This is a genomic window from Marinobacter sp. MMG032 (genome assembly GCF_040112695.1).
Taxonomy (GTDB): Bacteria; Pseudomonadota; Gammaproteobacteria; order Pseudomonadales; family Oleiphilaceae; genus Marinobacter; species Marinobacter salsuginis.
Window position 1 is genome coordinate 1,417,059 of sequence record NZ_CP157802.1, and the last position, 12,207, is coordinate 1,429,265.

At 54.8% G+C, this 12,207-nt stretch carries 6 protein-coding genes, 2 tRNA genes and 3 rRNA genes; all 11 read right to left on the reverse strand.

Annotated elements, in window-relative coordinates; all coding sequences use genetic code 11:
• Position 1 precedes the first annotated feature (1 nt).
• A complete protein-coding gene (gene prfC, locus ABNF92_RS06570) occupies positions 2-1,582 on the reverse strand; it encodes a peptide chain release factor 3 (protein WP_349343764.1) in 1,581 nt (526 codons plus the stop codon).
• A gap of 88 nt (positions 1,583-1,670) precedes the next feature.
• Positions 1,671-2,156, reverse strand: coding sequence for a ribosomal protein S18-alanine N-acetyltransferase (rimI, locus tag ABNF92_RS06575; RefSeq protein WP_349344066.1), 486 nt, complete (start codon positions 2,154-2,156; stop codon positions 1,671-1,673).
• Entirely contained in the window at positions 2,156-2,968 is an 813-nt protein-coding gene (locus ABNF92_RS06580) for a 2-isopropylmalate synthase (protein ID WP_349343765.1), read from the reverse strand. Before ABNF92_RS06580 ends, rimI begins: the two co-directional genes overlap by 1 nt.
• 36 nt (positions 2,969-3,004) lie before the next feature.
• Positions 3,005-4,555 carry a 2-isopropylmalate synthase gene (locus ABNF92_RS06585; protein WP_349343766.1) on the reverse strand — a complete coding sequence of 517 codons (1,551 nt, stop codon included), beginning with the start codon at positions 4,553-4,555 and terminating at the stop codon, positions 3,005-3,007.
• A gap of 131 nt (positions 4,556-4,686) precedes the next feature.
• Positions 4,687-4,801, reverse strand: a 5S ribosomal RNA gene (gene rrf, locus ABNF92_RS06590).
• A gap of 99 nt (positions 4,802-4,900) precedes the next feature.
• Positions 4,901-7,792, reverse strand: a 23S ribosomal RNA gene (locus tag ABNF92_RS06595).
• Between the two features lie 324 nt (positions 7,793-8,116).
• Positions 8,117-8,192: transfer RNA gene (locus ABNF92_RS06600), tRNA-Ala, on the reverse strand.
• A 223-nt stretch (positions 8,193-8,415) separates the two neighbouring features.
• Positions 8,416-8,492: transfer RNA gene (locus tag ABNF92_RS06605), tRNA-Ile, on the reverse strand.
• Between the two features lie 91 nt (positions 8,493-8,583).
• A 16S ribosomal RNA gene (locus tag ABNF92_RS06610) occupies positions 8,584-10,123 on the reverse strand.
• Together the 16S, 23S and 5S rRNA genes with 2 tRNA genes alongside form the textbook arrangement of a ribosomal RNA operon.
• 419 nt (positions 10,124-10,542) lie before the next feature.
• On the reverse strand, positions 10,543-11,127 hold the full coding sequence (locus ABNF92_RS06615; protein ID WP_349343767.1) for a protein-methionine-sulfoxide reductase heme-binding subunit MsrQ: 585 nt from the start codon (positions 11,125-11,127) through the stop codon (positions 10,543-10,545).
• A 38-nt stretch (positions 11,128-11,165) separates the two neighbouring features.
• Entirely contained in the window at positions 11,166-12,140 is a 975-nt protein-coding gene (gene msrP, locus ABNF92_RS06620) for a protein-methionine-sulfoxide reductase catalytic subunit MsrP (RefSeq protein ID WP_349343768.1), read from the reverse strand.
• Positions 12,141-12,207: the final 67 nt, after the last annotated feature.

A 12,207-nucleotide genomic window follows, 5' to 3' on the forward strand; every position in this document is an offset into this window, starting at 1 on the left:
TTTAATGCTCCCGGGTCTTGTGGAACTGGATGTCCGGATACCTTTCCTGAGCCAGATTCAGGTTTACCATGGTCGGAGCGATGTAGGCGAGCCGGTCACTGCCATCAAGAGCCAGGTTGTCGTTGTTCTTGCGCTGGAACTCGTCCAACTTGCGCTCATCGCTGCAGGTCACCCAGCGAGCTGTGGCTACGTTGATCGGCTCATAAATCGCCTCTACCTTGTACTCACTTTTCAGGCGACTGACCACCACGTCGAACTGCAGAACACCCACGGCCCCGACAATCAGGTCGTTGTTACGCAGAGGCCTGAACACCTGAACAGCCCCTTCCTCTGACATTTGGATCAGGCCTTTCTGAAGCTGCTTGGCCTTAAGCGGGTCTTTCAGGCGAATCCGGCGGAAGAGTTCCGGAGCGAAGTTAGGGATGCCGGTGAATTTCATATCCTCACCCGCAGTGAAGGTATCCCCCAACTGAATGGTCCCGTGGTTGTGCAAGCCAATGATATCGCCAGCAAAGGCCTGCTCGGCGTGCTCACGGTCCCCGGCCATAAAGGTCAGTGCGTCTGAAAAGCGGACCTCTTTGCCAATACGAACATGACGTGCCTTCATGCCCTGGTTGTAACTGCCGGAGACGATCCGGAGGAACGCAACGCGATCGCGGTGTTGCGGGTCCATGTTTGCCTGGATCTTGAAGACGAAACCCGAAAAGGCGTCCTCTGCAGGCTGGACCAGTCTCTGGTCGGTTTCTCGGGGCTGTGGCGCCGGAGCCCACTCCACCAGGCCATCCAGCATGTGGTCGACACCGAAATTGCCCAGTGCGGTACCAAAGAACACCGGCGTCAACTCGCCAGCAAGAAAGGCTTCCTGATCGAATTCGTGGGAAGCGCCCTTTACAAGCTCAATCTCATCGCGCAGGTCGTCAGCATAGGCGCCAATCGCCTCGTCCAGCTCCGGGTTATCGAGCCCCGAGATAATTCGCTTGTCCTGAATCATGTGTCCCTGACCGGACTGATAGAGGATGACTTCATCCCGCAGCAGGTGATACACACCCTTGAAGCTCTTGCCCATACCAATAGGCCAGGTGATCGGCGCGCAGGCGATCTTCAGGACCTCTTCAACCTCATCCATCAGCTCCACTGGATCCCGGGTATCCCGGTCCAGCTTGTTCATGAAGGTGAGAATGGGGGTATCCCGCAAGCGGGTAACTTCCATCAGCTTGATGGTTCGCTCCTCGACACCCTTGGCGCTGTCAATCACCATCAGGCAGGAGTCGACCGCTGTCAGGGTCCGGTAGGTATCCTCGGAGAAATCCTCGTGGCCCGGCGTATCCAGCAGGTTCACCAGCTTGCCACCATAGGGGAACTGCATTACGGAGGTGGTAACCGAGATACCCCGCTCTTTTTCCATTTCCATCCAGTCAGACTTGGCATGCTGACCGGATTTCTTTCCCTTGACGGTACCAGCCTTCTGAATGGCCTGGCCGAATAACAGCACCTTCTCGGTAATCGTAGTCTTACCGGCATCCGGGTGCGAAATAATGGCAAAGGTGCGGCGCTTGGCCACTTCCTGGGAAAGGTTAGACATAATCGAAAAGCAACCTGAATCTGATGTTCTGGAAAAGGCGGCCATTATAGGCCCTATGCCTCTGTGACGCTAACTCGCTCTTGAGCACTCACTGGCCGAGAGCACGCATCATAACGCGTGCATCCTCCCGTCCATTGGCGGCCGGATAATACCCGGGGCGCAGACCGATTTCGCGAAAACCCTCATCCTGGTACAACGCGATAGCGGCATGATTGCTGACCCTGACCTCGAGCAACAGCTGGGACATCCCCTCATGGGCTGCGGTTGCCAGAACGTACCTCAGGAGATAGCGTCCCACGCCCTCGCCGCGGGCTCTCGGATGCACGCAGATGTTCAGCAAATGCGCTTCATCAACGATGTAAGCCAGGACAGCGTAGCCAACAAGATCGCCGCCATGGCAGGCACCCCAGACCCGATAGTTGTCCTTGAAACAATCCAGAAACACCGATTCACTCCAGGGATGGGAATACCCCTGGCGCTCTATATCAAGCACTGCCGGCACATCCTCAGGCACAAGAGGACGCATGAGCAGATCGGCGTTCAGAACTTTTTGGTAGGCTTCCGGATAGGGCATTAACGGGCGACCATAGGCCGTATTTGTTGCCACAGGGATCGCTTGAGCGTCGGGTTACCGGCAATCTCCGCGAGGGTGTGCGGAAACCGAACTGTCGCATCACGGCCGAGAGCTGCTTCCAACCAGCCCTGCTCCGAATCCTCTCCGGCCTGCAGAACAACAACAGGCTTACGCTCCAGACCTGACAGAATGTGGCGAATCACCTCAACAAGGTCATGGCCGGAGTTCCCGGGGACCAGCAGATTGTTGAAGATGGGCCAGATCACCCGGCCCAGAACCCGGGGCTTTTGCTCTCCCAAGCTCTTGAGAATATTCATCGCAAGGCTCTCCTGCAGACGACCGCTGGCATCCTCGGACATGCCTCCGATAAGAACCACATTGCTCCCCGCCCAGATCATGAGATTGGCGCTCACGGTTGGGATTCGGGACGGTCGCGCCGACACTTCCTCAGACAACTCTGAGTTCGGAGCTTCGGTTGGCGCCTCCGGCAAAGAGGGCGTTGCGGGGGACTGCGGCGGCGCCTTTTCCGGAACGCCAGCCTTACCGACCATCAATGCCTGCAAATCGGCTATTCGGGCAACGCCTTCGGTGCGATCCGGAGCAGTCGGCTTCTCCGTGCCAACGCGGACCGAACCACTTGCCCGACGGGCTACCGGCTCGGGCCGCCCTGGAGGTATCTCAGGAGCTGCGTCCTCCTCTGGATACACAAAGCCTGGACTGGGCGCCGCACCCGGGAGTGGCTGCCGGGCATACCACATCCGTATCCCCGCCGCTCCCAGAAAAAATTGACGCTCTGCTTCCGATCCAATCATTCACTTCGCCTGTCGGAACTCACTGAATTCAAACGCTCACACATCAGCAACCTGGGGATGCTGTCGAATTCCGCCCTTGCTGATCAGGTTCAGGGCCTCGATGTAGGCTTTGGCGGACGCAATGATGATATCAGTATCCGCACCCACGCCGTTAACGATCCGACCACCGCGTTCCAGGCGCACAGTCACTTCGCCCTGGGCATCGGTGCCGCTGGTGATGTTGTTTACGGAATACAGCTGGAGATTGCAGCCTGAATCCACCAGAGATTCGATTGCCTTGAAGGTCGCATCGACCGGACCGCTACCTTCCGCCTCGACCTTATGTTCTTTGCCGTCCACTGTCAGGGTCAGATTGGCCTTGGGCACGACGCCGGTCTCGGAGCATACCTGCATGCAGACCAGCCCATACCGGCCGTCTTCCTCTTTCTGGCGGGTATCGCTGGCAATCGCCTGCAGATCCTCGTCGAAAATTTCGTGCTTGAGATCAGCGAGTGCCTTGAACCGTGTGAACGCTTCATTCAGTTCAGTTTCGGTCTCAAACTGGATCCCGAGTTCTAGCAAACGGGTACGGAACGCGTTACGCCCCGAATGTTTACCCAACACAAGACTGTTGGTGTGCCAGCCCACATCCTGCGCACGCATGATCTCGTAGGTTTCCCGGTGCTTCAACACCCCATCCTGGTGAATGCCCGATTCATGGGCGAAGGCATTGGCACCCACGATGGCCTTGTTGGGCTGAACAGGAAACCCGGTGATGGTGGAAACCAGCCGCGACGCGGGCACGATGTGCTGGGTATCAATGCGAGTGTCGATGTGGAACAGGTCCTGGCGGGTACGGACCGCCATCACGATTTCCTCAAGCGCCGCATTACCGGCTCGCTCACCTAACCCATTGATGGTGCACTCTACCTGGCGAGCGCCCTGGGAGACCGCCGCTAGTGAATTTGAGACAGCCAGGCCCAGATCGTTATGGCAATGTACCGAAAAAATGGCTTTATCAGCGTTGGGGATCCGGTTCATGAGCTGACGGATGGTTTCACCGAACTGCTCTGGGATCGCGTAGCCCACGGTATCGGGAATGTTGATCGTGGTGGCGCCGGCATCAATGGCTGCCTCAATGATCCGGCACAGGAAGTCCAACTCCGAGCGCCCTGCGTCTTCGCACGAAAACTCAACGTCATCCACATGGCTTCTAGCACGCTTTACTGATCGAACCGCCTGCTCAATCACTTCATCCGGCTGCATCTGCAACTTGTGCTTCATGTGAATAGGCGACGTGGCGATGAACGTATGTATACGACCGCGTTGTGCCGGCCGGATAGCTTCCGCTGCGCGGTCGATATCCTTATCAAGCGCTCTGGCGAGACTGCAGATCGTGGAATCCTTAATGGTTTCTGCTATCCCTTTCACCGCCTCGAAATCACCCTGGCTCGCAATCGCGAATCCTGCCTCGATAACGTCGACCCGAAGCTTTTCCAGCGCTTTCGCAATGCGGAGCTTCTCCGCTTTATTCATTGTGGCACCGGGGCTTTGCTCACCATCGCGGAGCGTTGTATCAAAGATGACCAGATGATCAGTGGCAGGCATTGGGTTACTCCATTGTCAGAGTTTGTTCTTTGTGGAGGAAGTATATCACCGGGTTGTGGTGAGTGAGGGCGTGATTTTCAGGCAATAAAAAACCCCAGCACCTTCCGGTGCTGGGGTTTTAGGTATTAGGAGCCTGACGATGACCTACTCTCACATGGGCAACGCCACACTACCATCGGCGCTGGTCTGTTTCACTTCTGAGTTCGGGATGGGATCAGGTGGTTCCAGACCGCTATGGTCGTCAGGCAAAACGGTTGATCACTGGGGGACGGGATAGAACTGAGTGATGTTGATTTCGTTTGAGCGGTTAGGCTCTGCATTATCCGCAATTGTCTTGGGTGTTATATAGTCAAGCCGCACGAGCAATTAGTATCGGTTAGCTCAACGCCTCGCAGCGCTTACACACCCGACCTATCAACGTCCTGGTCTTGAACGGCTCTTCAGGGACCTCGAGGGTCCAGGGAGATCTCATCTTGGAAGGGGCTTCCCGCTTAGATGCTTTCAGCGGTTATCCTGTCCGAACATAGCTACCGGGCAATGCGACTGGCGTCACAACCCGAACACCAGAGGTTCGTCCACTCCGGTCCTCTCGTACTAGGAGCAGCTTTCCTCAAATCTCCAACGTCCACGGCAGATAGGGACCGAACTGTCTCACGACGTTCTAAACCCAGCTCGCGTACCACTTTAAATGGCGAACAGCCATACCCTTGGGACCGGCTTCAGCCCCAGGATGTGATGAGCCGACATCGAGGTGCCAAACACCGCCGTCGATGTGAACTCTTGGGCGGTATCAGCCTGTTATCCCCGGAGTACCTTTTATCCGTTGAGCGATGGCCCTTCCATACAGAACCACCGGATCACTATGACCTACTTTCGTACCTGCTCGACGTGTCTGTCTCGCAGTTAAGCGGGCTTGTGCCATTACACTAACCGCATGATGTCCGACCATGCTTAGCCCACCTTTGTGCTCCTCCGTTACGCTTTGGGAGGAGACCGCCCCAGTCAAACTACCCACCACACAGTGTCCTCATCCCCGATAAGGGGACCAAGTTAGAACCTCAAACATGTCAGGCTGGTATTTCAAGGTTGGCTCCATGAGAACTGGCGTTCCCACTTCAAAGCCTCCCAGCTATCCTACACAAACATGCTCAAAGTTCACTGTGAAGCTATAGTAAAGGTTCACGGGGTCTTTCCGTCTAGCCGCGGATACACCGCATCTTCACGGCGATTTCAATTTCACTGAGTCTCGGGTAGAGACAGCGCCCCCATCGTTACGCCATTCGTGCAGGTCGGAACTTACCCGACAAGGAATTTCGCTACCTTAGGACCGTTATAGTTACGGCCGCCGTTTACCGGGGCTTCGATCAAGAGCTTCGCGCAAGCGCTAACCCCATCAATTAACCTTCCGGCACCGGGCAGGCGTCACACCGTATACGTCCACTTTCGTGTTTGCACAGTGCTGTGTTTTTAATAAACAGTCGCAGGGGCCTGGTATCTTCGACTGGTCTCAGCTCCACCCGCAGGGGCTTCACTTACTGCCAGCGTGCCTTCTCCCGAAGTTACGGCACCATTTTGCCTAGTTCCTTTACCCGAGTTCTCTCAAGCGCCTTGGTATTCTCTACCTGACCACCTGTGTCGGTTTGGGGTACGGTCTCGAATAGCCTGAAGCTTAGAAGATTTTCCTGGAAGCATGGCATCAATGACTTCCCGCTCTATGAGCAGTCGTCGTCACGTCTCAGGATTGTGGACCCGGATTTGCCTAAGTCCACTCCCTACTCGCTTAAACCGGGACAACCGTCGCCCGGCTCACCTAGCCTTCTCCGTCTCTCCATCGCAGCTATCCAAGGTACGGGAATATTAACCCGTTTCCCATCGACTACACCTTTCGGTCTCGCCTTAGGGGCCGACTCACCCTGCGCCGATTAGCGTTGCGCAGGAACCCTTGGTCTTCCGGCGTGCGGGTTTTTCACCCGCATTGTCGTTACTCATGTCAGCATTCGCACTTCTGATACCTCCAGCATGCTTCTCAACACACCTTCGCAGGCTTACAGAACGCTCCCCTACCCCGCATACAACGTATGCAGCCGCAGCTTCGGTGACCAGTTTGAGCCCCGTTACATCTTCCGCGCAGGCCGACTCGACTAGTGAGCTATTACGCTTTCTTTAAAGGATGGCTGCTTCTAAGCCAACCTCCTAGCTGTCTGAGCCTTCCCACATCGTTTCCCACTTAACTGGTACTTGGGGACCTTAGCTGGCGGTCTGGGTTGTTTCCCTCTTCACGACGGACGTTAGCACCCGCCGTGTGTCTCCCGGATAGTACTCACAGGTATTCGGAGTTTGCATCGGGTTGGTAAGTCGGGATGACCCCCTAGCCGAAACAGTGCTCTACCCCCTGTGGTATTCGTCCGAGGCGCTACCTAAATAGCTTTCGGGGAGAACCAGCTATCTCCGGGCTTGATTAGCCTTTCACTCCGATCCACAAGTCATCCCCTGGCTTTTCAACGACAGTGGGTTCGGTCCTCCAGTGCCTGTTACGGCACCTTCAACCTGCTCATGGATAGATCGCCCGGTTTCGGGTCTATGCCCAGCGACTAAATCGCCCTATTCAGACTCGGTTTCCCTACGGCTCCCCTAAACGGTTAACCTCGCCACTGAACATAAGTCGCTGACCCATTATACAAAAGGTACGCCGTCACGGAACAAGTCCGCTCCGACTGCTTGTACGCATACGGTTTCAGGATCTATTTCACTCCCCTCACAGGGGTTCTTTTCGCCTTTCCCTCACGGTACTGGTTCACTATCGGTCAGTCAGGAGTATTTAGCCTTGGAGGATGGTCCCCCCATGTTCAGACAGGATATCACGTGTCCCGTCCTACTCGATTTCACCAGACTCAGGTTTCGGATACGGGGCTATCACCCACTATGGCGGCACTTTCCAGAGCCTTCTCCTACCAGTTGTCTAGCTTAAGGGCTAGTCCCCGTTCGCTCGCCGCTACTTAGGGAATCTCGGTTGATTTCTTTTCCTCGGGGTACTTAGATGTTTCAGTTCCCCCGGTTCGCCCCTTACACCTATGGATTCAGTGTAAGGTACCGACCCGAAAGTCGGTGGGTTTCCCCATTCAGAGATGCCCGGATCACAGCTTGTTTGCCAGCTCCCCGAGCCTTATCGCAGGCTTCCACGTCTTTCATCGCCTCTGACTGCCAAGGCATCCACCGTATGCGCTTAGTTGCTTGACTATATAACCCCAAGACAACTGATCACGAATCCACACCCATCACCAGGCAAGCCTGATTCAGAGGTTTATTCGAGACAGCCACTTGAAGCAATAGAACAACCACTTCAACGACAACACCGGATAACGCTTGAAATCGCTATCACTTTGAACATATTCCTCTCGGAGATAATGAGAGAAATATCTTCGTGTTCTATCTCGTCCAATTTGTTAAAGAGCAAATCTGACCCAGTGATCAGAAAGAAGATCTTCAGCTACAACTCGCAATCGAGTCACACAACTGAAAAGCTTGTTTCTGCACACTGCTAACCGGAGTTAGTCAGTAATTTGGTGGAGCTAGGCAGGATCGAACTGCCGACCTCCTGCGTGCAAGGCAGGCGCTCTCCCAGCTGAGCTATAGCCCCAGAACTTGTCCAGCTTCCGTTACTCGTCGTTGCAGCATTCATTCGCATCAGTCATGACCCATCGAGGGTCACTCCTTCACTCATTCAAGCTGCGCCTAGATTAACGTAATCTGTCCTGCGCTCTGCTATCGCCTCCAAGACCAGGATTTTGCTGATCTAGGCGTCAAAGTGCGCCGCATAGCCTGCTATGCAAGTGCTTTGACAACGACGAGCAGTGAAATTCTGGTGGGTCTGGGTGGACTTGAACCACCGACCTCACCCTTATCAGGGGTGCGCTCTAACCACCTGAGCTACAGACCCAAAAACACGGGCCTGCAACGACCCATCTGCTCTCTTTATTCAGCCAACCAAGTAATTCGTGTGGACTCTGACCGAAGCGTTCGGCTTCGTTTAAGGAGGTGATCCAGCCGCAGGTTCCCCTACGGCTACCTTGTTACGACTTCACCCCAGTCATGAACCACACCGTGGTGATCGTCCTCCCGAAGGTTAGACTAACCACTTCTGGTGCAATCCACTCCCATGGTGTGACGGGCGGTGTGTACAAGGCCCGGGAACGTATTCACCGTGACATTCTGATTCACGATTACTAGCGATTCCGACTTCACGCAGTCGAGTTGCAGACTGCGATCCGGACTACGACGCGTTTTGTGAGATTGGCTCCCCCTCGCGGGTTTGCAGCCCTCTGTGCGCGCCATTGTAGCACGTGTGTAGCCCTGGCCGTAAGGGCCATGATGACCTGACGTCATCCCCACCTTCCTCCGGTTTGTCACCGGCAGTCTCCCTAGAGTTCTCAGCCGAACTGCTAGCAACTAGGGATAGGGGTTGCGCTCGTTACGGGACTTAACCCAACATCTCACGACACGAGCTGACGACGGCCATGCAGCACCTGTGTCAGAGTTCCCGAAGGCACCAATCCATCTCTGGAAAGTTCTCTGCATGTCAAGGCCAGGTAAGGTTCTTCGCGTTGCGTCGAATTAAACCACATGCTCCACCGCTTGTGCGGGCCCCCGTCAATTCATTTGAGTTTTAACCTTGCGGCCGTACTCCCCAGGCGGTCTACTTAGTGCGTTAGCTGCGCCACTAAGACTTCAAGAGTCCCAACGGCTAGTAGACATCGTTTACGGCGTGGACTACCAGGGTATCTAATCCTGTTTGCTCCCCACGCTTTCGCACCTCAGTGTCAGTATTGGTCCAGAGTGCCGCCTTCGCCACTGGTGTTCCTTCCTATATCTACGCATTTCACCGCTACACAGGAAATTCCACACTCCTCTACCATACTCTAGCCTGACAGTTCGAAATGCCGTTCCCAGGTTAAGCCCGGGGCTTTCACATCTCGCTTATCAAACCACCTACGCGCGCTTTACGCCCAGTAATTCCGATTAACGCTTGCACCCTCCGTATTACCGCGGCTGCTGGCACGGAGTTAGCCGGTGCTTCTTCTGTGAGTAACGTCAAGGCTGGCCGGTATTAACGACCAACTTTTCCTCCTCACTGAAAGTGCTTTACAACCCGAAAGCCTTCTTCACACACGCGGCATGGCTGGATCAGGGTTGCCCCCATTGTCCAATATTCCCCACTGCTGCCTCCCGTAGGAGTTCGGGCCGTGTCTCAGTCCCGATGTGGCTGATCATCCTCTCAGACCAGCTACGGATCGTCGCCTTGGTAGGCCTTTACCCCACCAACTAGCTAATCCGACATAGGCACATCCAATAGCGCAAGGTCCGAAGATCCCCTGCTTTCCCCCGAAGGGCGTACGCGGTATTAATCCGGGTTTCCCCGGGCTATCCCCCACTACTGGGCAGTTTCCTATGCATTACTCACCCGTCCGCCGCTCGTCAGCGGGGTGCAAGCACCCCCTGTTACCGCTCGACTTGCATGTGTTAAGCCTGCCGCCAGCGTTCAATCTGAGCCATGATCAAACTCTTCAGTTTAAATCATATAGCAATCCGAAGATCGCAATTCTTGCTCAAGACAAAACTCAATTTCGACGAGTCACTGTCCTGATATTTCATATCCGAAATACCTCGGCCAGCGCCCACACGAATTACTTGGTCAACTTTTTAAAGAGCGTTTGAGCTGTTGCTCAATCAAGGCCGCGTATTCTACATCGTTCCGCTGCCTTGTCAACCGTTTATTTGAAGAATTTCAAAACTCGTTTTCTTCAATACTTTCAAACAGTTGCATCGCTTCGGGAGACCGCCGTGAGCGGCTTGTCCCTCAGAAGTGGTGCGCATTCTACAGGCGTCAGAAAAACTGTCAACGAGGTTTTTGAATTAATTTCTAGCGGTTTCGGTTTCCACGTAGTGGACTGATCAGAAATCGATCACCTTGGTCAATTTTCAAGCCAAAATCAGCCCCTGACAAGAGGAATCAACCCTCGAACGCCGTTCCATTTCCAGCGCAACGCCAGCAAACCGACGATGACCAGGCCGTAGGCAACCATTTCGGCAATATCGCTTCTTGCCTGCCAGATAAAATGGACCCAGGCAGCGATGGCGATCAGGTAGATCAGCTTGTGCAGCGGTTTCCAGCTTTTACCCAGCCGCTTCGCCATTCCCCTGGTTGAGGTCACAGCCAGAGGCACGAGCATAAGGAAAGAAAGTGCACCCGCAACAATGTAGGGCCGCTTGGTAAACGTCGCCCAAAGATCACTCCACCCGAGTATGAATTGCAGAAACGCCAACACATGCAGTACAGCATAAAAGAATGCAAACAGGCCGAGCATTCGGCGAACCCGGATCCAGCCTGCCCAACCGGACCAACGCTTGAGGGGAGTCATCGCCAAAGTCACGATTAACAACTGGAACGCCGCAAGGCCGAGTGACTCCGTCACCTCCTGGCCCGGGTCAGGCCCCAGAGATTGGGTCGCGATGTTGATGGCCAACATCAGTAGTGGAACGCAGGCAAGAAAGGCGGCAAGAAGGCGAAAAGCCAAGACAAAGCCAGGTCGATCCACTATTCGAGGACCAGTCATCAATAGAACTTGCTCAGGTCCATACCCTTGTACAGGTCGGCCACCTGCTCCCCATAACCATTGAACTTAACCGTCTCCACCCAGTTGGGCGAAAGCAGACCGGAAGGCAGTCTACGTTCACGCTTCTGACTCCACCTTGGATGGTCCACCTCCGGGTTAACGTTGGCATAGAATCCGTACTCCTGGGGCGCGAGCATTTCCCAGGTGGTTTTCGGGCGCTCCTCCTGGAAACGTATCTTGACGATCGATTTGATGCTCTTGAATCCGTATTTCCAGGGAACAACCAGCCGTATAGGGGCGCCATTCTGATTGGGCATGGTTTTGCCATACAGCCCGACCGCCAGGAAGCTTAACTCGTTCATGGCCTCATCCATCCTCAAGCCCTCCTGGTAGGGCCAGTCGATGGTGCTGAACAATGAGCGCTGCCCCCGCATCTGATCCGGATCATACAGGGTTTCGAAGTAGACGTATTTCGCTCGGGAATTGGGTTCAAGCCGTTTTATAACGTCGGCGAGTGGAATGCCAATCCAGGGAATAACCATGGACCAGGCCTCAACACAACGCAGGCGATATACCCGCTCCTGGTATTCATGAGGTTTTAGCAGGTCTTCCAAGGCATATTTACCGGGCCGCCCACATTCACCTTCAACCACTATGGACCAGGGATCAACACTCATTTCGTCGGCGTACTTGGCCGGATCGCCTTTTCCGGTGCCAAATTCGTAGAAGTTGTTATAGCGGGTCACATCCTCGAACGGTGTTTTCTCCTCATCGGTAGAAAAGCCGGGCATTGCAACGTAGTCCAGCGCCTCCCCAGGCACCGGTAGCTTCGCAGCGGATAAAAGACCCGGCACTGAAAGGCCCGCGGCAACGGCCGCAGCTCCAGACATGAATTTCCTTCGATTGAGATAAACAGCTTCGGGGGTAACTTCTGAGTGGGGCAACACCCAGGATGGGCGATTCTTGATAAACATGGAAAGTCTCCGTCAGGGCGTCAGCCAGCTAAGGCGTTGACCGGAGACTGTGGTGAAAATTCCCGGG